23 protein-coding genes are annotated in these 21,811 nt (G+C 53.9%); 10 read left to right on the forward strand and 13 right to left on the reverse strand.

What is annotated here, in order from left to right:
• Position 1: 1 nt before the first annotated feature.
• The 6 genes from ACMYSN_RS24365 to ACMYSN_RS24390 form a co-directional block, all read right to left on the reverse strand.
• The gene (locus ACMYSN_RS24365; RefSeq protein WP_462498336.1) at positions 2 to 2,329 is read right to left on the reverse strand and encodes a fimbria/pilus outer membrane usher protein; all 2,328 of its coding nucleotides are present in this window, start codon (positions 2,327 to 2,329) and stop codon (positions 2 to 4) included.
• 2 nt (positions 2,330 to 2,331) lie between these two features.
• Entirely contained in the window at positions 2,332 to 3,096 is a 765-nt protein-coding gene (locus ACMYSN_RS24370; RefSeq protein ID WP_462496470.1) for a fimbrial biogenesis chaperone, read from the reverse strand.
• Positions 3,097 to 3,114: 18 nt separating this feature from the next.
• On the reverse strand, positions 3,115 to 3,630 hold the full coding sequence (locus ACMYSN_RS24375; RefSeq protein ID WP_462496471.1) for a Csu type fimbrial protein: 516 nt from the start codon (positions 3,628 to 3,630) through the stop codon (positions 3,115 to 3,117).
• Positions 3,631 to 3,651: 21 nt separating this feature from the next.
• Positions 3,652 to 4,221, reverse strand: a complete 570-nt coding sequence (locus ACMYSN_RS24380; RefSeq protein ID WP_462496472.1) for a Csu type fimbrial protein — start codon at positions 4,219 to 4,221, stop codon at positions 3,652 to 3,654.
• A gap of 505 nt (positions 4,222 to 4,726) precedes the next feature.
• Positions 4,727 to 4,870: an Ecr family regulatory small membrane protein gene (locus ACMYSN_RS24385; protein WP_148060384.1), complete on the reverse strand. Its 144-nt coding sequence runs from the start codon at positions 4,868 to 4,870 to the stop codon at positions 4,727 to 4,729.
• A 119-nt stretch (positions 4,871 to 4,989) separates the two neighbouring features.
• Positions 4,990 to 5,940 (reverse strand): VirK/YbjX family protein, encoded by a 951-nt coding sequence (locus ACMYSN_RS24390; protein ID WP_462496473.1) that lies wholly within the window; start codon positions 5,938 to 5,940, stop codon positions 4,990 to 4,992.
• A 162-nt stretch (positions 5,941 to 6,102) separates the two neighbouring features.
• Here ACMYSN_RS24390 and pphA point away from each other — a divergent pair, with 162 nt between their 5' ends.
• Positions 6,103 to 6,747: a metallophosphoesterase family protein gene (gene pphA / locus ACMYSN_RS24395; protein WP_462496474.1), complete on the forward strand. Its 645-nt coding sequence runs from the start codon at positions 6,103 to 6,105 to the stop codon at positions 6,745 to 6,747.
• 5 nt (positions 6,748 to 6,752) lie between these two features.
• Here pphA and ACMYSN_RS24400 read toward each other — a convergent pair whose 3' ends face one another.
• The 5 genes from ACMYSN_RS24400 to yebS all read right to left on the reverse strand — a co-directional run bounded on the left by ACMYSN_RS24400 (position 6,753) and on the right by yebS (position 12,789).
• Positions 6,753 to 6,944 (reverse strand): YdfD/YebW family protein, encoded by a 192-nt coding sequence (locus tag ACMYSN_RS24400; protein ID WP_123754884.1) that lies wholly within the window; start codon positions 6,942 to 6,944, stop codon positions 6,753 to 6,755.
• Positions 6,945 to 7,037: 93 nt separating this feature from the next.
• The gene (locus ACMYSN_RS24405) at positions 7,038 to 7,277 is read right to left on the reverse strand and encodes a YebV family protein (RefSeq protein WP_154144702.1); all 240 of its coding nucleotides are present in this window, start codon (positions 7,275 to 7,277) and stop codon (positions 7,038 to 7,040) included.
• Between the two features lie 115 nt (positions 7,278 to 7,392).
• Positions 7,393 to 8,826 carry a 16S rRNA (cytosine(1407)-C(5))-methyltransferase RsmF gene (rsmF, locus tag ACMYSN_RS24410; RefSeq protein WP_462496475.1) on the reverse strand — a complete coding sequence of 478 codons (1,434 nt, stop codon included), beginning with the start codon at positions 8,824 to 8,826 and terminating at the stop codon, positions 7,393 to 7,395.
• 77 nt (positions 8,827 to 8,903) lie between these two features.
• Entirely contained in the window at positions 8,904 to 11,537 is a 2,634-nt protein-coding gene (locus ACMYSN_RS24415) for a PqiB family protein (protein ID WP_462496476.1), read from the reverse strand.
• A complete protein-coding gene (gene yebS / locus ACMYSN_RS24420; RefSeq protein ID WP_123754880.1) occupies positions 11,506 to 12,789 on the reverse strand; it encodes a membrane integrity lipid transport subunit YebS in 1,284 nt (427 codons plus the stop codon). The genes ACMYSN_RS24415 and yebS overlap by 32 nt, the downstream gene beginning before the upstream one ends.
• A gap of 132 nt (positions 12,790 to 12,921) precedes the next feature.
• On the opposite strand from yebS, the gene ACMYSN_RS24425 reads away from it, so the two are divergent.
• From ACMYSN_RS24425 to htpX, 4 genes are all read left to right on the forward strand, one after another.
• A complete protein-coding gene (locus tag ACMYSN_RS24425; protein ID WP_462496477.1) occupies positions 12,922 to 13,419 on the forward strand; it encodes a GAF domain-containing protein in 498 nt (165 codons plus the stop codon).
• A gap of 97 nt (positions 13,420 to 13,516) precedes the next feature.
• Positions 13,517 to 14,194, forward strand: coding sequence for an RNA chaperone ProQ (gene proQ, locus ACMYSN_RS24430; protein ID WP_434584142.1), 678 nt, complete (start codon positions 13,517 to 13,519; stop codon positions 14,192 to 14,194).
• A gap of 19 nt (positions 14,195 to 14,213) precedes the next feature.
• Complete coding sequence (gene prc / locus ACMYSN_RS24435) at positions 14,214 to 16,262, forward strand: carboxy terminal-processing peptidase (protein ID WP_462496478.1); 2,049 nt, start codon at positions 14,214 to 14,216, stop codon at positions 16,260 to 16,262.
• 236 nt (positions 16,263 to 16,498) lie between these two features.
• Positions 16,499 to 17,380, forward strand: coding sequence for a protease HtpX (htpX, locus tag ACMYSN_RS24440; protein ID WP_123754876.1), 882 nt, complete (start codon positions 16,499 to 16,501; stop codon positions 17,378 to 17,380).
• A 67-nt stretch (positions 17,381 to 17,447) separates the two neighbouring features.
• Here the strand turns inward: htpX and ACMYSN_RS24445 are convergent, their stop codons facing one another.
• Positions 17,448 to 18,821 carry an MFS transporter gene (locus tag ACMYSN_RS24445; RefSeq protein WP_462496479.1) on the reverse strand — a complete coding sequence of 458 codons (1,374 nt, stop codon included), beginning with the start codon at positions 18,819 to 18,821 and terminating at the stop codon, positions 17,448 to 17,450.
• Positions 18,822 to 19,000: 179 nt separating this feature from the next.
• Between ACMYSN_RS24445 and kdgR the strand changes: the two genes are divergently transcribed.
• Positions 19,001 to 19,792 (forward strand): DNA-binding transcriptional regulator KdgR, encoded by a 792-nt coding sequence (gene kdgR, locus ACMYSN_RS24450; protein ID WP_123754874.1) that lies wholly within the window; start codon positions 19,001 to 19,003, stop codon positions 19,790 to 19,792.
• Between the two features lie 64 nt (positions 19,793 to 19,856).
• Here kdgR and ACMYSN_RS24455 read toward each other — a convergent pair whose 3' ends face one another.
• Positions 19,857 to 20,096 carry a YobH family protein gene (locus ACMYSN_RS24455; RefSeq protein ID WP_123754873.1) on the reverse strand — a complete coding sequence of 80 codons (240 nt, stop codon included), beginning with the start codon at positions 20,094 to 20,096 and terminating at the stop codon, positions 19,857 to 19,859.
• A 159-nt stretch (positions 20,097 to 20,255) separates the two neighbouring features.
• Here ACMYSN_RS24455 and mgrB point away from each other — a divergent pair, with 159 nt between their 5' ends.
• The 4 genes from mgrB (at position 20,256) to cspE (ending at position 21,766) form a co-directional block, all read left to right on the forward strand.
• Positions 20,256 to 20,399 carry a PhoP/PhoQ regulatory lipoprotein MgrB gene (mgrB, locus tag ACMYSN_RS24460; RefSeq protein ID WP_041146201.1) on the forward strand — a complete coding sequence of 48 codons (144 nt, stop codon included), beginning with the start codon at positions 20,256 to 20,258 and terminating at the stop codon, positions 20,397 to 20,399.
• A gap of 74 nt (positions 20,400 to 20,473) precedes the next feature.
• Positions 20,474 to 20,758 carry a YebO family protein gene (locus tag ACMYSN_RS24465; protein ID WP_123754872.1) on the forward strand — a complete coding sequence of 95 codons (285 nt, stop codon included), beginning with the start codon at positions 20,474 to 20,476 and terminating at the stop codon, positions 20,756 to 20,758.
• 639 nt (positions 20,759 to 21,397) lie between these two features.
• Positions 21,398 to 21,544, forward strand: a complete 147-nt coding sequence (locus ACMYSN_RS24470) for a DUF2627 domain-containing protein (protein WP_154144708.1) — start codon at positions 21,398 to 21,400, stop codon at positions 21,542 to 21,544.
• Between the two features lie 12 nt (positions 21,545 to 21,556).
• Positions 21,557 to 21,766, forward strand: a complete 210-nt coding sequence (cspE, locus tag ACMYSN_RS24475; RefSeq protein ID WP_001062678.1) for a transcription antiterminator/RNA stability regulator CspE — start codon at positions 21,557 to 21,559, stop codon at positions 21,764 to 21,766.
• Positions 21,767 to 21,811: the final 45 nt, after the last annotated feature.

The raw sequence follows: 21,811 nt of genomic DNA on the forward strand, positions 1-21,811 counted from the left end.
TTCATTGGCAACTGATTGGCCCCACCCGCTGCGGGACCGGGGTCTGTTCGGGTAGTTCAAAGTGCACAACGCACTGGCCTTTGTCGGCATTGATAACCAGCTTATTCTCTCTGTTGAGGTGTGAAAGCCAGACGATACCGTCATATCCCACTACGCTGACCTGATGACTGGTGGTTTCCTCTACCGGGGTGCCGAGTGCCAGGGGCTGGCCGGCACCATCGACCAGCGTGATCGTGGCTGAGCGAACCCGGCGGACCGGGAATTCCACCAGCGCGCCGCTGGACTCCCGTACGGCGATCCGCTGTTCCACCAGCGGAACTTCGGTATCCGTGGGCAGGGGCAGGGTATCCAGCGTCACTTTGCCTGGGTACCACGCCGTAGCCCATGGAATAAGAAGATGGCCATTCTTATCGGTGGCACCCACTTTGCGGTTTTCATAATTCACCGTGACGTCAGGGTAACCATCGGTCGACACGACGATAAACGCATCGTTAATTCGGCGGGCGAAAAACAGGCTGTTATCCATCAGCACCACCGAGCCTGCGGCTTCAAACCAGCCGTGACGATCGTCGCGTGAGCCGTAATAACCGCCGCTTAACGTTGCTAGCTTATTGACCCACGTAAGATCGGCCTGGCTATAATTATCACCGCTTATGGAATGGGCGATATTCCAGCCGAGTCCGCCCTCGACCGGGGCTGAGCGGTTATAGGCGATGTTTTGCCCCCATTCGCCAGAACTGGATCGTTGCCCGCTGATTTGTACGCTACCCAGCTCATCAAACGGGATAATCAGCTGCAGCATACTGGAATAAGAGTTAGCCTGCAGATCGTGGTTAACGCTGATATTAACACTGCTGTTTTTCCACAATCCCCGACTCCACGACAGGTTCATCAGGCGGGTACGGCTACTGTCCTGCGCCTGGATATCGAAGTAGCCCAGGCTGAATGATCCCAGCACACGGCCCCACGGGCTGAAACTTAAGGTCGCTTGATCTGACTGGCGGCTGAGGGTTGAGGTCGAACGATAGCTGCTGAGGTTATCGAAGTCGGCGCTGCGCTGAATATGCTGATAATTCACTCCCCAAATACCGCTGTAATAGGAATAGCCCGAGGTCAACTGGCTACCTTTTCCCTCTCCCTGGCTGGCGCTCGCAGAGAGGCTTAAAGTGCCTAACGTCCCGACGCTAATATCACTGCCGATACCCGCATTGGTTAGCCCTTCGCGGTCCTCAGTGTGTGTTGATAGCGTTAACCAGTTGCTCACACCGTAACGGTAAATGGCGCTGACCGCGCCGGCGCCATAGTCAGCATTTTTGATGCCGTAGTTATTGCGTAGCGCGCCGATAGAAAAGTCAAAATCACTCAGACCCTCGCGTAGTAGGGTATTCGAGACGTAAAAGGGAACGCTGGTGGTCACCTGGCGGCCCAGGGCATCGGTGGTCACCACCGTTGCCTCACCCGCTCCGCTGATAAAGGGCACGTTCGTCAGGGTATAGGGGCCACCGTTGATCTGGGTTGAGCTGGCCTTATAACCGTTGATAAAGAGATCCACGCTCGAAGGGACTTCCGCGCTGCCCGACAGATTGAGCAGCGGATAGGTCACCAAATCCGGGCGAACGCTGAAATTACGGCTAAAACGCAGGCCGCCAAGGCGGACAGAGCTACTCCAGGTTAGGGCATCGCTAACCACATCGCCTGCCTGATAGCTCAGCATTCGCTCGGTATCGCTATATTTCCACTGGGTGTCGTAGCGGATATAGCCCTGCTGTTCAGCGTTCCCAGAAGACCAGTTCTGCCGGATCACGGCGAAGTTGGAAAAGGTACCTGCTGCCCCGAAAAAGCGTGTTTCCGTTGAGGTGCTGGTGGTTTTGCTATCGTCAGACGAGACGAGACTGTAAGAGTCATAGTTGAAAAGCAGCCCAGGTGTACTGAGCGGCCGATGGTAATTCTGCTCGCCGGTGTTATCAATCCGTTGTTCCGGTAGCCAGCTATCGGGAACTTTCAGCTTGAGCATTTGCCCGGCCTGATCGTACTCGAACTGCACCGAAGGGATCTGCGAAACATCGACCAGCGTTTCACCTTCCGGGAGGGGAATGTAGGCCTGTCTTAACACGGAGGCTGAAACCCAATAGCGATCGTTGCTCACTTTTACCGGAACCGTGCCAGCCAGAGTATTGCCATTTACGGACAGGCCCAGATACAGCACATACTCCAGCTTCGGGCTAAATGAAGCCATCGGTGCCGGTAAGCTGTCGTAGGTTGCTGCATGGCTGGTCGACGATGCGATTGCCAGCAGTCCCCCCGTTGCCGTCCCTGCCAGGAGCCGCATAATCAATGGATGGCCGGAATTTCCACCGCCTGGCTATTGTCGGTTAATTTGGCGAACAGTCGCTGGCCTCCTGATACTGACGTTTTGCTTGCCACCGGGAAGCAGACATTGCGCTGCGCCAGCACATAGCCGAGTAGTCCCTGGGTTTGGGTGGTTTCCCGCTTACCTGCGTTTTTAGCCCAGTACACATCGCTAAGTCTCGCATGCTGGTTGCCTGAATTTTTAATACACAGCATCTGGCGACCCTGTTGGCTTGAAAGCGTCCAGCCCAGGTTTGCTCTTACTGGTTCGACAGGGCTTTCGAGCTTCAGCGGAGAGAGACCCTGTCCATAGGTAAATAGCGGCAGCACGTAACGCATACGCATTTTCAACCCGGCGGAGCTTTTCTCCGTTTGAACCGTCGGTTGGTTAGACGGAACTTCATCAATCACGATGCGATACGATTTTTCTTTTCCGCCGGCGACGGGCGCGATGCGCATCAGACGCACCAGTTGGCGCTGTCCAGGCTGCACGGTGGTGAAAGGGGGGCTGGCAACCACCTCGCTCTGATCGGCGTAGGCGTCAGAAGAGTCTTTTTGATCCCAGGAGAAAATCCGTAACTGCAGATTGACCGGGGCAGTACCGCGATTTTCCAACCAAAGTTCAGAGCCTTTTTCATTGTCGCTGATGGTTTGAAAAATCGGCCACACCAGAACGGAACTGGCGGCATGGGCGGCAGAGAATAGCGAAGAGGAGAGCAACAACAGGGCAACACTACTGCGAATCATATATAACCTGCTTATTATCTAATATGTCAGTGTGACCGTGACGGTATCGGTATACGAACCCTGCGCCGGGAAGCCATTCGTGGCAAAAAGGCGGCCATAAACCGTATAGGTTTGGGTGGTGTTCGGAAATGAAGCCACGCTGTACGCCAGGGCGTTAGTTCCCCACACGTTGGAGCGATTGGTATCCTGAAAGAGCTGATAGGCAAGGGTATTACCGCTACCGTTTGCCAGGTAGCGCTGAGTGGCTGAGCCACCGTTGACGCCATAATCGAGGGCGATTGAGATAGCCATTCCTGGCGTGCAGGCGACGACAATAGAGCCAGCCCCTGAGGAGCTGGCAACATCGACGTTATTGTAAAGAGAGGACATCGACCCGAAGCTTAGCGTGCCGAAATCCGCCGTTGGGGCACCGCTGCTGCCTAATAAGCAGCCCGTCGTAATTTGCGCCGAGACTTTAAAACTCTTCTGGGCTACATCAGCGCAAGCGCCTGCGCTAACGAGCATGATAAAAAACAACCACTCCGATCGTACCATGACGTCCATTTCCTCGTGCCGTTACCAGGTCAGGGTAGCAATAACCATATCTTGATATAAACCTGGAGACGGCGCGGTTACAGCGCCCTGATCTACTGGCAGAATACGCGCATAGATCGGAATGTTCTGCGCTGTACCTGTGCCCACAATGGCAATCTCGCCATCAGGAGTGACTTCAGTGAGGCGGCTGCTATCCGAGTAGAGACGGTAGGGAATCTGATCGCCATCGGCGTTCTCCAGCCTCCTTACCGTTCCTGAGCCGCTATGCTCCCCGCCATTAAGGGTTAACGTTGAATTGAGACCGTCGCTGCAGGTTACTGAGACCGCATTGGCTCCAGAGCTACCTAACATATCGGCGTCAATAGCGTTGACCAGATCGCTATAGCTGCCGAAATCAATGGTGCCCCAGCTGTTGGTGCCAGTCGCGCTGGTACCATTATTCACCGTACACCCGTCTCCGATAGTAAGCTGTACCCCCACCTGGCCGGTTAATGTGCCGGTCTCTAATGGGAGTGCAAATGCAGATTGAGTCACAACAATGGCGCCGAACAAGCCACTTAATACGCTGCCTGTCATCGTTTTGACGTTCATGGCGAACCTCTTTAAATGTGAAAGCCGCAGAGAGAAACACAACGAGAATTCTTCTAAACCAATCACTAAGGCTGGTTTTTATTTTTTAACGTATAACGACTAATAGCGGATAAGGGTAATTTTAGATAATATATTTCAGTTTGTTTTTTTAATGGTTTTTTATGCTGGATTATTTAATTAAAATGGTTGTTTTTGTGTGTTTTCTGATTTGTTTGTGGTTTTTTGTTTCTTGTTTTTCCGTTTTAATCCTGCCGGCTTTCTTAAAATTTTTAAAAACCTGTATCTGGTGCAAATTTCAGAACAAAAAAATTGGACAAAAATGGGGTTCTAGTTAAGGCATTAAGGTTCTAACCAGATGATTCATAGGCGAAGAGGTATCTGAAACTTGGTGGATTAGTCAGTTTTGGATGAATAAAACGATATTGGTGAGTCATTTTTACTTATTTGGGAATGAATAATATGGCGGTGCAAGAAACTGGCGGTTGAACTGTAAAATGAAAAGTATTTATTCTGGTGCGACCAACGTGGGGTATAGCTGTGTCTCCAGATAACTGACAAGGGACCAGATTTCACCGCTGAAAATAAACCACAGGGAAGCCGTCAAAATAATTAAAAGGATAGCCAACAGCACGGCTTCTGCTTTACTCATAACTTCAATGGCTACCTGAACGGAAACGATGAAGGTACGATAGTAACGAAACCACGGTGCAGGATGCAAACGCCGCTGCGCAAAACGGCGTTTATTTGATTTAAACCGGGCCCACGCCATTAAAGACGGGAGATGAGCCTGTTGACCTGCCCGGCCAAATCATCAAGCAACTGAAAACGACGGCGGTACTCCGACCGTTTTTTGCTGGCAATGTCGTCCAGCGATTTTCGTTCCAGGCGTAGCGGTAAACGCCAGATCCAGCCATCTGCCGGTACGCCGTCAATCGAGCGCCAGAACTCATCATAGCTGGCGTGAAAATGACGACCCTTGCTCAGACGATAGCGCAGCGCGCGGAAAACATGGCCGTTATCGCTCACGCCATCAATGGCCTGGATATTGCTTCGGGCCGCCAGCGCCCAGATAAACTCCAGCAGCAGGCGCTTCGGGAACAACCCGTAGCAGGCGCGGGTAGCAAGCTTAATCACCTCATGGGACACGTTGCGCCGCGGCCCCTGAAGGCCACCGATTACCAGGTGCCACCGATCCTGCTGGCGCACGATACTGAACGTTGCGCTGGCCAGCAGCGTCTGGTTGCCATCGCGCAGCCATAGCGTGGTTTCACCTTCACGCTCGGCTTTACCGGCGGAGGAGGCCGACAGGGTGAAGCGGGCCTCATCTTTGCCCTGCAGCTCCAGCAACGGCATCTCTTTAGCAGAGGTCATGGCGGCGGCCAGCGGCGTACCGGAAAGCGAATCTACAAACTGATAGTGGCTGATTATTGCCTGGGCGCGCTGTCGGGCGTTGAGTCCCCGGTTCAGATACTGGCGATGGACTTTCCCCGGTAGCGTCACCTGTGCGGCAAGCAGCTGTTTAAAATCAGGACGTAGCGAAAGATAATCTAACATCTCCCGGGTCGGGGTATAAAATAAAAGCGTGCGCAGCAAAAACTTAAAGCGATATTGCCGCTTGTGCCAGATCGGAGCGGGAATAACTCGGCCCATCACCAGATCGGCAATCAAATTTGTGGATGGCTGTTGGGTGTAGACTGAATGCAGGCTATTGTCCGTCACGATAAAATACCTCGTCGTTATTATGCCCCTATTTTAAGGGCTGCTCGCGGCGAGATTAATATCCCGGCGGACTATATTTGTGTTTCGTTTAAATTTGATTGAGGTGGCTGGCGACGGGGTCGCGAACGATAATTAATGATAAGTGTATCGGGAGGATAAAATATGTATCAGCGTATTGATGGCTCATCCTGGCGCTATATCTGGGTGGTTGGCGATCTGCACGGCTGCTTTTCCCTGCTGATGGCCCGATTGCGCCACCTTAAATTCGACCCCTACCAGGATCTTCTGATCTCGGTGGGGGATCTGATCGACCGCGGCCCACAAAGCGCGAAATGTCTGGGGCTGCTGCGTTGCCATTGGTTTCTCGCGGTACGCGGCAACCATGAACAGATGGCGCTGGATGCACAAGAGCAGGGAGAGCAAATGTTATGGATGATGAACGGCGGTCAGTGGTATCAGGCGAGTTCGCGAGCCGAGCGCCAGCAGGTCGATGCGCTTTTCGTATGTTGTCGCCAGCTGCCGTCGATCGTCGAGCTAAACTGCGGAACGACGCGGCATATTGTGGCTCACGCCGACTATCCGGCACAACGTTACCGCTGGCAACAGCCGGTGGATGAACAGCAGGTACTGTGGAACCGCCAGCGTCTCACCGATCATCTTGCCGGGCGGCATGGTGCGATTGATGGGGCGGATCATTTCTGGTTCGGCCATACGCCGTTGCAGCAGCGCTATGACAGCGATAATCAGCATTACATCGATACCGGGGCGGTATTTGGCGGTGAGCTGACGCTGGTGCAGCTGCAATAAGGGATCTAAAAATCGCTGTATTCGCTGGCGGGTTGCCAGAAACTATCGACAAAATCCTCGACGGGGAAGCAGCCTCCGTGGCGTATTCGCTGATCGTCCATGGCGACCAGGCACCGGGGTTCGTTATCGTAAACATCCACGACAATATCCTCGCAACCACCATCCAGGTAACAAATAAACAAAACTAAGGCAAACATCCTGGCCTCATGTCCGGGTTTGTTAATCAGTATAGGGTAGTTCAGAAGCGGCGGGGATAAATAACCCGTCTCAGGCGACGGGTTCTTTTTGAATCAGGCTACGCGCATGACCCAGGCATCGGATTGTTGATCGTAATGTTTACGGTAGAGAACGGAATGTTGGCCATCAAGAATCGCGGGTACGCTGGTTTCTGTGTCCCAGCCATCCAGCTGCATGCATAAATCCGGATCGGATTTACAAGGAATACTTAACGTTCGCTCGCCCTGCTGTTCACCGTGCAGTTCGGCATCGTCTATCTCAAACGCGCCGATACGTATGCTGGTTTTGCTCATACACTCACCCCATTGGTCTGCTGAATTGTGGTACGACCAGTTAAGGTCGACATTTTTCAGCGTAGACAATGGGGCGTAAATCGCCAGTCAAAAAGTGCGGTATTTTTGCACTCGATCACGCCTGACCAGCAAAAAGTTTCCCGTCGCGCACCAGTTCTCGCGGGTAGCTGTTTTTCAGCCGCGAACCTACTTTTTTCGCCAGCCCCAGAGTGGCGCCCTGGAAAGTGACGATGACTTCATCCTGGCGCGGTGGCGTCTCGGGGTAAACATCGCGGCCCCGGTACCACTCTTCGGCTTCCGCCTGGGTCAGTTCGAAAGGGGTGTCCGGCGCGGCCAGAGCGATGACAGCTTCATGCTGCCAGCGATATCCCTTGTTGTGGGTCTCTGCCAGACGCAGGCCAATGCGTGAAAAACGGACCTGGCCTATCAACGACTCCAGCGCTTTCGGGAACAGCCAGATCTCTTTGTCGCGCTGCCACAGGTTATGGCTGTCGTCCCAGTGCAGGCCGACGGCGGCGGCCGCTGCGCGAACGGCGGCGCTTTCCCGGCCCTTCAGCGGTGAAAACGGAAACTTGCCCACTTTGTAGCCGGGAGCAGGCAGCGCTTCAATGGCGGCGGTTTTGCGCAGCCTGGCGACAAAAAAGCCTTCGCAGTCGAAAATCTGCGGGAAGACGTGGAGAAAACCCTCGGCGGTTAAGGCCTCTGTGGCCTGCGGGAACAGTTCGCCAAGCGGCAGTACTTCAACCGCCTCGGGGTAACGCGCTAGCAGCCACTGTACGACGGCTTCGTTTTCCTGCTGGTTGAGGGTGCAGGTGGAGTAAACCAGGGTACCGCCGGGGCGCAGCGCGTGAAAGGCGCTATCGATTAACTCTCGCTGGGTGTCGGCGATCTGCTGGTTGCTTTCCGGCGACCAGTTTTTTAAGGCGTCAGGATCTTTACGCACCACGCCTTCGCCGGAGCAGGGAGCGTCGAGCAGAATGGCATCGAAACACTCCGGTAGCGCGGCACCAAATACCCGGCCGTCAAAGTGGGTCAGCGCCACGTTGCTGATGCCACAGCGGCTGATATTGGCATGCAGGACCTTCACCCGGCTGGCGGAAAATTCATTGGCCAGGATCCCACCTTCGTTGCCCATACGGGCGGCGATCTGGGTGGTTTTCGACCCCGGCGCGGCGGCGACATCCATCACCCGCTGCGGCATCTCGCCATCGGCAAACAGCGCGGCAACCGGCAGCATGGAGCTGGCTTCCTGAATATAAAACAGGCCGCCCAGGTGCTCGGCGGTGCTGCCCAGTGGCAGGGCGTCTTCATCGTCCCGTTCGATCCAAAAACCTTCTTCGCACCACGGGATCGGCGTCAGTTGCCAACCGTAAGGCGCGACCAGTTGCAGAAAATCGGCAACGGTGATTTTCAGCGTGTTGACACGCAGGCTGCGGCGCAGCGGGCGCTGGCAGGCGGCGATAAAATCATCGAAGGAGAGATGCGCGGGCATAGCGTCACGCATTTGGGCGAGGAATTGTTCGGGAAAATAGACTGCGTTATGAGCCACTGCTGCGCACCACAAGAAAAAAGGGTGCGCAGTTTAGCATAAACGCTCCGGCGGGGGACACCGGAGCGTTAGGTTGACTACTGCGGCAGGGCGGTGCCCCATTCGCGCCACTCTTTTGGCTCGCTCTCCAGCAGCAGGAAGTGCTTACCATCCTGAGCCTTCGGCGCCAGCGGCGTGCCAGGCGGTGTCGCAAAGGAGATGCCGCCACGAATGAACTGGTTAAACGTCCCGGTTTTCACCACTCCGCCAATCAGTCCAAAGTCGAAGTTATAGCCGGAGGAGAGCCAGAATACCGAGTTGTTGCGCACCAGGTACTGGTAGCGTTTACTGATTCGCATTTTGACCATCACCCGATCCGACATGGAGCCGAGTGTCAGGCTGGTGACGGTCCCGACTTCAAGCCCACGGAACAGCACCGGCGTACCGATATCCAGTGAACCTGCTTCCGGCACTTCAACCACGATGCTCAGCCCGTCGATATAGCGCGAGTCGCTGATGGTCGTTTCCTGAATCTCAAAATCACGACGGGGTGAGCCGCGGCCCGGTTCGACGTTGAGATAAGGCTGGAAAATGGTATCCAGATGTTCAACACCGGCAGCCGAAATTTGCGGCGTGATCACCGAGAAACGCGTCCCGGCACGGGCGAAGGTGTTGACGTATTCCGGGTAGAGCACCGCTTTCGCCTGCACTTCGTTTTTCGCGGTAATCAGATTCAGGGTTTGAATCTGGCCGATGTTAATCCCGAGGTAGCGAATCGGCATCCCTTCAGAAATTTTGCCGGCGTCAAACGCATGCAATGTAATCTGCCCGCCGACAGCGCGCGCGGCAGTTTCTGATGCATAGAGAATGCGCTTATTGTCCACCCGGGCACTGGCGCTGTTGCCGCTGAGTTCGTCAAAGCTGATAGCTCCTCGCAGGGCGCGGGACAGCGGAGATGCCTGTACGGTCAGACCGTTGCCGTCGAGCTGCACCTTAGCCCCGCCTTCGGCCCAGAAGACGCTGTTGCTGGTCAGCAGGTGGCGGTATTCCGGTTTGATATGCAGGTTGATATCGAAGGCATTGCGTCGTGGCTTAACGGAGATAATCTCGCCGACGGCGAATTTACGGTACAGCACGACCGAGCCTTCCTGCACGTCCGGTAGGGTCTCCGCCGTCAGGCTCAGGGTGGTGGTGGGGACGTCGCTGAGACTATTTTCTTCCGCTTTTTCCATATTGGCATACAGGGGATAGCTGGACTGAATCGCCCCTTTTTCACCAGGAATAATGCGGATACCACCATCGACCCACTCGCTGGCGCTGGCGCCCAGAACTTTAATGCCGTCCAGACCGACTTTGACATCCAGGCGGCTGTTGACGACAAACTTACTGTCGCCGCGGACCAGATCACGATATTCCGGGTTAATCGCCACCTGGAAGGTGACGCCTTTGGCCGTGAGCTTGCGTTCAAGAACCTGACCTACTTTGACGCCGTGCAGCACCAGCGGTTGCCCGGCATCAATGCCGTAACTTTCCGCCGCCGTCAGGGTAAGCGTGGCAACGTCCGGCTCTTCAAGCAGCGCTTTGTCTGCCGGCAGTACCACGAAATGATTGCGATTTTCTCCTTCGCCGGGCACCAGTTCAAAGGTATTGCCGGTCAGCAGGGCGCTCAGGCTTGGGTTATCCAGCGAAATCTTGGGTTTTTTCATCTGAATAAGCGTTTTATCCCGCAGCAGGGTAACCACGCTCGGGTCGACCGTCATCTCACCGGTGACTTTACTGCCGGGAGTGAGGTTGAGTTTGGTCAGTTGCCCGACTTCCAGCCCCTGATACATCAGTGGCGTAGAACCGGCTTTCAGTCCTTCGCCGCCCGGCAGGTCAAGGGCAACCAGCACGCCGCGCTGGCTATGGGCCAAATCTTCGTATAACCCGTATTCGGCATTTTGCGGTGCGGTTTGGGAACTGGCTGGTGAGTCAAAGGCAATCGCGCCATTGACCATCGCCGACAGGCTTTCCAGCTGGACCTTCGCGCCGCTCAGGCCGACATCTGCCTTAATACCGGAGACATTCCAGAAACGGCTGTCTTTTTTCACCAGATTGGTAAAGCGACGCTCGATCAGCACATCGATGTTGACGCCCTGATTGTTCGCATTGAGCGCAAAGTCGTACACCCGGCCCACCGGAATTTTGCGGAAATAGACCAGCGAGCCGCTGGTCAGCGAACCGAGGTCAGGCGCCTGAAGATGAATCATCAGCTCGCCGTTGCTGATACGGTATTTCGGCTGGGTATCGAGGGCGACGAAATGGTCCTGGGCTTCACCTTTCCCCGGCATCATGCCGATATAGTTGCCGCCTACCAGGGCATCAAGACCCGATACGCCGGCCAGAGAGGCTTTTGGCGTCACCAGCCAGAACTGAGTGTCCTGGCGCAGTGCCCCTTTCATGTCGCCTTTAACACTGGCAGACACTTCGATTTTGCTCAGGTCTTTGCTTAATGAAATATTTTCAACGGTACCCACTTCTACCCCTTGATAGCGGATAGGGGTACGCCCCGGGACAATGCCGTTGGCCGACTGGAAATCAATCGTAATGGTGGTTCCGCGATCGTTATAGCTGGTCCAGATGAGCCAGCTGGCGATCATCAGCGCAATCACCGGCAGCAGCCAGAAAGGTGAGATGCGACGTTTGGTTTTAATTCTGGCTTCAGTCGGTGAAGCCGGCGTTTCCTGACTCATGTGCGTCCCAAAGTAAGCGGCTGTCCAGCCATTCAACAGCAAGGATAGTTAATATTACTGCGGCGCCGAAATATACCGCAGCGGGCCCCATCGTAAAAGCGAGGAGTTGGTCGCGATTAATCAGTGACATGGTTAATGAGATAACAAACAGATCTAACATTGACCACCGGCCAATCCAGGTAATCAGCCTGAGCAGCAGGATGCGGGTGCGCAGACCCTGCTCGCACTTGAATTGTATGCTGACCAGCAGCGTAAACAACACAATAACTTTGGTAAATGGCACCAGAATACTGGCGATAAACACCACGGCGGCGATCGCCACGTTACTGTTTGCCAGCGACATAATGCCGGACAGAATCGTATCATTCTGCCGCGCGCCGTTCACGTAGATGACCGATATCGGCAGCAGGTTTGCGGGCAGCAGAAAGACCATGGAGGCAATCAACCCGGCCCAGCTGCGCTGGAGACTTTGCGGCCGCCGATGGTGTAACGGCGTATGGCAACGGCGACAGCGCCCGCGAGCATCGCGAAAACCGGTGTGATGACAGCCGGTACACACCTGCAGCGCCGGGTCGGGACGCAGGGCGGGCCGCTGGGGGTAAAAGCGCTCCCAGAGCTCTTCCACATTCATATGAATGATCGTCAGAATGCTGAGCAAGGTCAGTGAAATGAAGGCCACAAGCCCGACGCCAGGCTGCAGAAACGCATAGTCCTGCACCTTGATGGACGCCACGCCAATGCCGACCAGATAAATATCCAGCATCACCCACTCTTTAAGCTTTTCCAGCATCAGCAATACCGGGCGGAGATTCATGCCCAGCACGTTTCCCAACCACAGGTAGGCGATAGCGATGACCAGGATTGCCGGAGCGCCAATGGCGCAGAACAGCACCATCGCAGCGGTGAGCGGATCGCCCTGGTCGGTCATTTGCCAGATGCCCTGTAAAACGTTAGCGTCGATGCGCACGCCGAGCAGATGCAGGCGCAGCAGCGGTTCAGTCCAGGCGAAGGGCATCAGCAGCAGCATGGCGATAGCCATACAGCCCAGACGAGTGAGCGACCAGTCGCGGCCATCGCGGATCTTCGCATTGCAGCGCGGACACCAGGCGCTCTGATGGCGCTTCAGCACCGGCAGGCTGAACAGGATATCGCACTGCGGGCAGCGGTGATAATGCGCTTGCGGCAGTGGACTACTGACCGCATGCACGATCATTTTTTTCGCTGGCGTCAGCGGTTGTGTTTTTAGTGGCATTTATTACGTACAGGGATGAATGTATCTCACTATATTAACCCAGGATTGAATTCATCTTGAGCCTGAACGCATTTAATGCTTATTTTATTAGGCTGTACGTATTTGGCAGTAAGACAACTAAGTGATTACATAATGAACAAAACAGAGTTTTACGCGGAGCTTAACCGTGACTTTCAGGCATTAATGGCAGGTGAAACCAGTTTTCTGGCGATGATCTCTAATACCAGCGCGCTGTTGTTTGAGCGTCTGACTGAGGTCAACTGGGCAGGCTTCTACCTGCTTGAAGACGATACGCTGGTGTTGGGTCCATTCCAGGGCAAGCTGGCGTGCGTGCGGATCCCGGTCGGACGTGGGGTTTGCGGTGCAGCTGTTGCGCAAAACCGTGTACAGCGTGTGGAAGATGTCCATGCCTTCGACGGGCACATTGCCTGTGATGCCGCCAGCAATTCGGAAATCGTTTTTCCTTTGCAGGTGAACAACCAGATTATTGGCGTTCTGGATATCGACAGTACCGCGTACGCCCGCTTCACTGCTGAAGATGAGCAGGGGCTGGCTGAACTGGTCGCGCATCTGGAAAAACTCATTTCTGCGACCGACTACCAAAAAATATTTGCCCGCGTCGCAGGATAATCAACGGATAACGTAGCATTTAGCGATGGCGTCATTATAATGTCGCCTGTTCATGCCTGCGGCTTGTTGGCTACGTCCGTTGTAATCAGGAAATTTCATGGAAAATCAACCTAAGTTGAATAGCAGTAAAGAAGTTATCGCGTTTCTGGCCGAACGTTTCCCTCAGTGCTTCAGTGCTGAAGGTGAAGCTCGCCCCCTGAAAGTCGGTATTTTTCAGGATCTTGTTGAGCGTGTTGGGGGGGAGATGAATCTCAGTAAAACCCAACTTCGTGCCGCTTTACGTCTTTATACTTCGAGCTGGCGTTATCTGTACGGCGTTAAACCAGGCGCTATCCGCGTTGACCTTGATGGCAACCCGTGTGGTGAACTGGAAGAGCAGCACGTTGCTCATGCCCGTCAGCAGCTCGAAGAAGCAAAAGCTCGCGTCCAGGCGCAGCGCGCAAGCCAGCAGGCTAAAAAGCGCGAAGCCGCCGCTGCTGCAGGTCAGCAGGAAGATGGTGCGCGTCGCGAGCGTAAGCCACGTCCTCAGGTTCGCCGCAAAGAAGGCACCGAACAGCGTAAGCCGCGTCCTGCCGTTGCGAAAGCACCGCGTGAAGAGCCGCGCCTGACTCCAGTCTCAGATCTGACCGCGTTAAGCGTTGGTCAGGCGCTGAAGGTGAAAGCAGGCAACAACGCGATGGACGCCACCGTTCTGGAAATCACCAAAGATGGCGTTCGTGTACAGCTGACTTCTGGTTTGTCAATGATTGTACGCGCAGAACACCTGGTGTTCTGAAACGGAGGCCGGGCCAGGCATGAACAAACTCTTTAAGCTCACCGCGCTTGCGGGCCTGCTAGCAATAGCAGGCCATGCGTTCGCCGTGGACGATATTACCCGAGTCGATCAAATACCGGTGCTGAAAGAAGAGCCGCAGCACGCGACGGTGAGTGAACGTGTCACTTCCCGCTTTACGCGTTCTCACTACCGGCAGTTTGATCTCGACAACGCCTTCTCGGCAAAAATTTTCGATCGTTATCTGAACCTGCTGGACTACAGCCACAACGTGCTGTTGGCCAGCGATATTGCTCAGTTTTCGGCAAAGAAAAATCAAATCGGCGATGAACTGCGCACCGGAAAGCTGGACGTTTTCTACGACCTGTATAACCTGGGGCAGAAGCGTCGTTTTGAGCGCTATCAGTACGCGCTGAAGGTGCTGGAGCGTCCGATGGACTTCACCGGCAACGATAGCTTCAATCTTGACCGCAGCAAATCGCCCTGGCCGAAAGACGAAGCCGAGCTGAATGCGCTGTGGGACGCCAAGGTGAAGTTTGACCAACTGAGCCTGAAGCTCGCTGGCAAAGATGACAAAGAGATCCGCGAGACCTTAACGCGCCGTTATAAATTTGCGATTCGCCGTCTGGCGCAATCCAACAGCGAAGATGTGTTCTCGCTGGTGATGACCGCGTTTGCCCGCGAAATCGACCCGCACACCAACTATCTGTCACCGCGTAATACTGAGCAGTTCAACACCGAAATGAGCCTGTCGTTAGAGGGGATCGGTGCGGTATTGCAGATGGACGACGACTATACGGTGATCAACTCGCTGGTGGCCGGTGGCCCTGCGGCGAAGAGCAAGTCAATTAGCGTTGGCGATCGTATTGTGGGTGTCGGCCAGTCTGGAAAAGGCATGGTCGATGTTATCGGCTGGCGTCTGGATGACGTGGTTGCCCTGATTAAAGGGCCGAAGGGCAGCAAGGTTCGCCTTGAGGTTCTGCCGGCTGGCAAGGGCGCGAAAACCCGCATCGTGACGTTGACCCGTGAGCGGATTCGCCTTGAAGACCGCGCGGTGAAAATGTCGGTGAAAACCGTCGGTAAAGAAAAAGTCGGCGTGCTGGACATTCCTGGCTTCTACGTTGGTCTGACGGATGATGTGAAAGTTCAGCTGCAGAAGCTGGAGAAGCAGAACGTCAGTAGCGTGGTTATCGACCTGCGCAGCAATGGCGGTGGGGCACTGACCGAAGCGGTTTCGCTTTCTGGTCTGTTCATTCCATCAGGGCCGGTAGTCCAGGTGCGTGATAACAACGGCAAAGTGCGCGAAGACAGCGATACCGATGGCGTGGTCTATTACAAAGGTCCGCTGGTGGTGCTGGTTGACCGTTTCAGTGCTTCCGCGTCTGAAATTTTCGCCGCCGCTATGCAGGATTATGGCCGCGGGCTGATTGTTGGCGAGCCGACCTTCGGCAAAGGCACCGTTCAGCAGTATCGCTCTCTGAACCGTATTTACGATCAGATGCTGCGTCCTGACTGGCCTGCGCTGGGTTCGGTACAGTACACCATCCAGAAGTTCTACCGCATCAACGGCGGCAGTACTCAGCGTAAAGGCGTGACGCCGGATATCATGATGCCAACCGGTACCGAAGATCGTGAAACCGGCGAGCAGTATGAAGATAACGCGCTGCCGTGGGATAGTGTGAATGCCGCGACCTACGTGAAATCCGGTGATTTGCAGCCTTTCGACCCGGAACTGCTGAAGCTGCACGATGCACGCATTGCCAAAGATCCGGAATTCCAGTACATCATGAAGGATATTGCCCGCTATAACGCAATGAAAGATAAGCGTTATATCGTCTCTCTGAATTACGCCCAGCGTGAGAAAGAGAACGAAGAAGACGATGCGACCCGCCTGGCGCGGATCAATGACCGTCTGAAGCGTGAAGGCAAGCCGGCGCTGAAGAAACTGGACGATCTGCCGAAAGATTACCAGGAGCCGGATCCGTATCTCGATGAAACGGTCCACATCGCGATCGACCTTGCGCATCTTGAGAAAGCGCAGCCGGCGGTAGAGCCGCCGGTAGCAAAATAAGTACCCAACGGGCACAAATCATGTGCCCGTTTTCTTTTCTGTTTCCCGCCGGTTATTCCCACGTCGAATATACAAAATGTCAACAAGCTGTGCTGGTGTCAGAACAGTGCGACAAAATGTAAAGTTGTGTTTTTCTCGTGACTTAGCAGGGGCTGATAGTTGAAAATTAGCCTACTACCCATACGATATGGGTAATCGCATAGTGCGTTTTGTTAAATCGAGGTTAAAAGAAAATTATGATGCGAATCGCGCTTTTCCTGATGACCAACCTGGCAGTTATGGTGGTGTTCGGGCTGGTGCTAAGCCTGACGGGAATTCAGTCAAGCAGCATGACCGGATTACTGATCATGGCGCTGCTTTTTGGTTTTGGTGGCTCGATCGTTTCGCTGATGATGTCGAAATGGATGGCGCTGAAATCAGTGGGTGGGGAAGTGATTGAGCAGCCGCGTAACGAAACCGAACGCTGGCTAATGAATACCGTCTCGCAGCAAGCGCAGCAGGCGGGTATCGGTATGCCGCAGGTAGCTATTTACCATGCGCCTGACATCAACGCTTTCGCTACCGGTGCGCGCCGTGATGCGTCGTTGGTGGCCGTCAGTACCGGACTGCTGCAAAACATGAGTCGTGACGAAGCTGAAGCCGTTATCGCTCACGAAATCAGCCACATCGCCAACGGCGACATGGTCACCATGACCCTGATTCAGGGTGTGGTGAACACCTTCGTTATCTTTATCTCGCGCGTTATCGCGCAGATTGCGGCCGGGTTCCTTGGCGGCAACCGTGATGACAGCGAAAGCAGTAACGGCAACCCGCTGATTTACTTCGCGGTGGCGACGGTGCTGGAACTGGTGTTTGGTATTCTGGCGAGCATTATTACCATGTGGTTCTCGCGTCATCGTGAATTCCACGCCGATGCCGGCTCTGCGAAGCTGGTTGGCCGTGAGAAAATGATTGCGGCGCTGCAGCGTCTGAAAACCAGCTACGAGCCGCAGGAAGCCAGCAGCATGATGGCGTTCTGCATTAACGGTAAAGCGAAGTCAATGAGCGAACTGTTCATGACTCACCCGCCGTTGGATAAGCGTATCGAAGCGCTGCGTAGCGGTGAATACCTGAAGTAACACAGTACTTGCAGACAAAAACGCGGCCTTCGGGCCGCGTTTTTTTATGCCGCACGAACGCCGTCGATCAGGACTCAGGACGAGGCTGAGTGACCCGAAGCCCGCTGACTGCGGCGGCCATCACCGCCAGCCCGCCGGCCAGCAGCAATGCGCTGTGGGTGCCGCCGTTGCCCTGTAAATTCAGGAACAGCGCCACCAAAGCCGCGCCGGCACTTTGCCCCAGCAAACGCGCGGTCCCTAACATGCCGCTGGCGCCGCCGCTGCGATGGCGAGGGGCGGAAGAGATAATGGTGTGGTTATTCGGCGACTGGAACAGACCAAAACCGGCACCGCACAGCGCCATGCGCCAGATAATATCCAGGTCAGAGGGAGAGGCGGGCAACAGCGCCAGACCAAACAGGCCCCCGGCCATCACCAGCATGCCGACCGCGCCAAGTAATCCCGCATGAACTTTCTCTATCAGATAACCTGCCAGCGGCGCCATCACCATCGTGGCTAGAGGCCACGGTGTCAGCAACAGCCCGGTTTCCACTTCGCTACGCCCCAGCATCGACTGCAGGAAGAAGGGCAGGGAGACCAACGCCAGCATTTGCGCGCAGAACGAGCAAATTGAGGTGCAGATAGAGAGTGAAAACAGCGGGATCCGCAGCAGATCTATCGGTAACAGCGGCACCGGCATTTGCAGCTGGCGGCGGACAAAAAAGAAGCCGATCACGACGACCGCGGCCACTTCAGCCAGCACCAGTTTACCGGACTGACCTTGCGCAAAACCGCCGAGGGCGGTAATCAGCAGGCCAAAGGTCAGCGCATTCATAATGGCGCTGGGAAGGTCGAAGCGGGTGATCTTACTCCGCCCGGTGTTGGCGGGCAGGAAGCGCATGGCGAGGATCAGCGACACAATCCCCAGCGGAATATTAATCAAAAACAGCCATTGCCAGGAGGCGACGGAGAGGATCGCTGCAGCAATTGTCGGACCTGCCGCCGATGACACCGCCACCACGAATGAGTTAATCCCCATCCCGCGCCCGAGGAAACGCTGGGGGAAGATAAGGCGGATCAGCGCCGTATTCACGCTCATCAACGCCGCGCCGCCAAGACCCTGAGCGACGCGCGCGAGGGTCAGCATCTCCAGGCTACGGGAGAGGGCGCAGGCTAACGAGGTCAGGGTAAAAAGCGCCAGGCCGATTTTGTAGACCCGACGGTAGCCAAACATGTCGCCCAGAAAGGAGAGCGGCAGCAGAGCGATGACGATGGCTATCTGGTAAGCGTTGACTATCCATATTGATGCCGCGGGGGAGGCATTCAGGTCCGTTGCAATGGTCGGCAGCGCGACGTTGGCTATCGCGCCGTCGAGGACCGCCATGGCCAACCCCAAAATGATGGTCAGGATGGCACCATGGCGCTGGGGCGTCGGCAGGCCATCAGAAATATTTTTATCCATGTCAAATATGTGTCTTTAAGGGGGTATTATTCTATGGATAATAATTTTAGCATTGATTATTCGGTTGTATGTCGCAGATTTGTAACGAATGGGCAGAAGATCGATTGCGGGGGCGCTGATGCGAATTTATAATAAAAACCGGTTCTAATTTTTATAAAACAGTTACGATGAGGTGATAAATGGCAGTTGCAGATTTGGATAAACAGCCAGATTCTGTCTCTTCGGTATTGAAGGTTTTTGGCATTCTGCAGGCGCTTGGTGAAGAGCGTGAAATTGGCATTACCGAACTGTCCCAGCGCGTCATGATGTCAAAAAGCACCGTTTATCGCTTTTTGCAGACCATGAAATCGCTGGGCTATGTGGCTCAGGAAGGCGAATCGGAGAAATACTCTCTGACCCTGAAGCTATTTGAGTTGGGTGCCCGTGCGCTGCAAAATGTCGACCTGATCCGCAGTGCCGACATTCAGATGCGTGAACTTTCACGTCTGACGAAAGAGACTGTCCACCTGGGCGCGCTGGATGAAGACAGCATTGTCTATATCCACAAAATTGACTCAATGTACAACCTGCGTATGTACTCGCGCGTTGGCCGTCGCAACCCACTGTACAGTACCGCTATCGGTAAAGTGCTGCTGGCGTGGCGCGATCGCGCGGAAGTCGAGCAAATTCTGGAAGGCGTTGAGTACAAGCGTAGCACCGACCGCACCATTACCAGCACGGAAGAGCTGATTGGGGTACTGGAGCAGGTGCGTCAACAGGGTTATGGCGAAGACAACGAAGAGCAGGAAGAAGGGCTGCGCTGCATCGGCGTACCGGTATTCGACCGCTTTGGCGTGGTGATTGCCGGCCTGAGTATCTCATTCCCGACGCTGCGTTTCTCTGAAGAGCGTCTGCACGAGTATGTTGAGATGCTGCACACCGCGGCGCGCAAAATTTCAGAACAGATGGGATACAACGACTACCCATTCTGATGTGAATGGCCGTCGGGTTCACCGGCAACAGCAGGAGTCGCGCTTCTGCTGTTGCCGGAATGCGTTAGCCTTTGTCGATGACCGTTTCACTTTTGCGTAAAACCGGGCAATCGGTCAGCCCGATAATTCCGCTGTCGGAGTGCACGTATTGCGCTGTGCTGGTGCCGCGAGCGGTCAGGTATTTACACTGAAGCCCCAGTCCTGCGGCGTTCTCATTACTGCCGATCAAAATCCCATAACCGCTTAACAGAATACCAATCCACACGATGGCCAGTACTACAATGGAACGAATGATTAATCGCATTGTTGCCTCATTGTTTGCATTATCCTTGACGATATATTGACAGTTAGATGTCTTGAAACAAGTCTATGATTCCTAAACTTACCTTTCGTATTACAGTTAGTCACGGTTTAAGATGCGCATGTTATCCTGGAAACATCTGATACTGATGCGGAGAGTGGAGTGAAAAAATTACGCTGGGTTTTGCTGATCGTCGTCATAGCCGGTTGCTTATTGCTATGGACTCAGATGCTTAACGTAATGTGCGATCAAGATGTACAATTTTTCAGCGGCATCTGCACCATCAACAAGTTTATCCCCTGGTAAGACATTTTTATTACGACGGATTTTCTTCTGCTCTGCGAGTGGTAGAATAAACGCCTTCTCTTTGAGGTGGTGAAATGAGTGAGTTACTAAATCCTGGGATCTTAAATCTGGCTTCGCTGGCGCTTTCCATCGTGCTGGTGCTTGTCGGTTTGTTGTTGTGGTTTTTTGTTAATCGCGCAAGTTCGCGCACCAATGAGCAGATTGAACTGCTACAGGCGTTACTGGACCAGCAAAAGCGGCAAAATGTGCTGCTGCGTCGTCTCTGTGAAGCCAATGAACCTGAGAAGGAAGAGGTTGCCAACGCATCAGTGGCAGAAAAAGACGGGGATGACTTCATCCGTCTGGTCGCTGAACGGTAGGTAACACGCTGACAGGTGTGCACCGCCCGGTGTACACCTGGATTACCCCATAACGCTATAACTTTTTCTTATCTTTTTTCTTACTCCGATCGCCCAATTCTTGTGCGTTAATGTGGGCTGGCTCTCAATTCTTCCTGTCAGCGTCACGGCTTTTTAGTAAATCAAATAAAGTAATAACAATATGTTTTAATTACCTGATGGACAATTATGTCATTAATACTTCATGTTTAAATAGTATTATCCATAATATTCATACTGTGACCGCTGCGTCGGTTTTATATCACCATACAGGCTCCATTTAAGACAATATTCAACTATCGATATACACCAGCATGTGCATCATTATGCGCATGCCATTGCACATACGCTCGCAGGACACCGCGCATATGCCGGCGTGTTGAACCGACAGAAGTTGTTGAGCAATGGTAAAAAAGTTGCAATCTTTGCGCGCATTATCAGGGCCAGAGCGGGGTGCTGACGCGTGCCGTCCGCAGTAGTTAAGCACGCATAAATGTGCAGGTGATCAAATGATTCCCTTATAATCTGTGCGAAGGATCGAGACACCTTTAAAAATGGCTTGCCATTATTTACGTTGTATGTGATAACACGTTTCGGGTTAAACGAGGTACAGTTCTGTTTATGTGTGGCATTTTCAGTAAAGAAGTCCTGAGTAAACACGTTGTCGTTGAATACTGCTTCTCTGCCGAACCTTATATTAGTGCCTCATGCAGTAGTGTGTCAGAGTTTTATCTATGTAAGCGCCGATGGGCGAAGAAAACAGTCTAAGGAATTTTGCAAATGGCAAAGATTAAAGGTCAGGTTAAGTGGTTCAACGAGTCTAAAGGTTTTGGTTTCATTACTCCGGCTGATGGCAGCAAAGATGTGTTCGTACACTTCTCCGCTATCCAGGGTAATGGTTTCAAAACTCTGGCTGAAGGCCAGAACGTTGAGTTCGAAATTCAGGACGGCCAGAAAGGTCCGGCAGCAGTTAACGTTACTGCTATCTGATTCAAGACCACTCATCTTGTAAGAAAAGCCTCGCCTCTGCGGGGC

The sequence above is a fragment of the Klebsiella sp. R445 genome, assembly GCF_051131755.1.
Lineage (GTDB): Bacteria > Pseudomonadota > Gammaproteobacteria > Enterobacterales > Enterobacteriaceae > Klebsiella > Klebsiella lignicola.

What these genes read in the sequence shown, in the direction of transcription:
- ACMYSN_RS24365 (WP_462498336.1), bottom strand. Translation starts at nt 2,329, where the DNA reads ATGCGGCTCCTGGCAGGGACGGCAACGGGGGGACTGCTGGCAATCGCA.
- ACMYSN_RS24370 (WP_462496470.1), bottom strand. Translation starts at nt 3,096, where the DNA reads ATGATTCGCAGTAGTGTTGCCCTGTTGTTGCTCTCCTCTTCGCTATTC.
- ACMYSN_RS24375 (WP_462496471.1), bottom strand. Translation starts at nt 3,630, where the DNA reads ATGGTACGATCGGAGTGGTTGTTTTTTATCATGCTCGTTAGCGCAGGC.
- ACMYSN_RS24380 (WP_462496472.1), bottom strand. Translation starts at nt 4,221, where the DNA reads ATGAACGTCAAAACGATGACAGGCAGCGTATTAAGTGGCTTGTTCGGC.
- ACMYSN_RS24385 (WP_148060384.1), bottom strand. Translation starts at nt 4,870, where the DNA reads ATGAGTAAAGCAGAAGCCGTGCTGTTGGCTATCCTTTTAATTATTTTG.
- pphA (WP_462496474.1), top strand. Translation starts at nt 6,103, where the DNA reads ATGTATCAGCGTATTGATGGCTCATCCTGGCGCTATATCTGGGTGGTT.
- ACMYSN_RS24400 (WP_123754884.1), bottom strand. Translation starts at nt 6,944, where the DNA reads ATGTTTGCCTTAGTTTTGTTTATTTGTTACCTGGATGGTGGTTGCGAG.
- ACMYSN_RS24405 (WP_154144702.1), bottom strand. Translation starts at nt 7,277, where the DNA reads ATGAGCAAAACCAGCATACGTATCGGCGCGTTTGAGATAGACGATGCC.
- ACMYSN_RS24415 (WP_462496476.1), bottom strand. Translation starts at nt 11,537, where the DNA reads ATGAGTCAGGAAACGCCGGCTTCACCGACTGAAGCCAGAATTAAAACC.
- yebS (WP_123754880.1), bottom strand. Translation starts at nt 12,789, where the DNA reads ATGCCACTAAAAACACAACCGCTGACGCCAGCGAAAAAAATGATCGTG.
- ACMYSN_RS24425 (WP_462496477.1), top strand. Translation starts at nt 12,922, where the DNA reads ATGAACAAAACAGAGTTTTACGCGGAGCTTAACCGTGACTTTCAGGCA.
- proQ (WP_434584142.1), top strand. Translation starts at nt 13,517, where the DNA reads ATGGAAAATCAACCTAAGTTGAATAGCAGTAAAGAAGTTATCGCGTTT.
- prc (WP_462496478.1), top strand. Translation starts at nt 14,214, where the DNA reads ATGAACAAACTCTTTAAGCTCACCGCGCTTGCGGGCCTGCTAGCAATA.
- htpX (WP_123754876.1), top strand. Translation starts at nt 16,499, where the DNA reads ATGATGCGAATCGCGCTTTTCCTGATGACCAACCTGGCAGTTATGGTG.
- ACMYSN_RS24445 (WP_462496479.1), bottom strand. Translation starts at nt 18,821, where the DNA reads ATGGATAAAAATATTTCTGATGGCCTGCCGACGCCCCAGCGCCATGGT.
- kdgR (WP_123754874.1), top strand. Translation starts at nt 19,001, where the DNA reads ATGGCAGTTGCAGATTTGGATAAACAGCCAGATTCTGTCTCTTCGGTA.
- ACMYSN_RS24455 (WP_123754873.1), bottom strand. Translation starts at nt 20,096, where the DNA reads ATGCGATTAATCATTCGTTCCATTGTAGTACTGGCCATCGTGTGGATT.
- ACMYSN_RS24465 (WP_123754872.1), top strand. Translation starts at nt 20,474, where the DNA reads ATGAGTGAGTTACTAAATCCTGGGATCTTAAATCTGGCTTCGCTGGCG.
- ACMYSN_RS24470 (WP_154144708.1), top strand. Translation starts at nt 21,398, where the DNA reads ATGTGTGGCATTTTCAGTAAAGAAGTCCTGAGTAAACACGTTGTCGTT.
- cspE (WP_001062678.1), top strand. Translation starts at nt 21,557, where the DNA reads ATGGCAAAGATTAAAGGTCAGGTTAAGTGGTTCAACGAGTCTAAAGGT.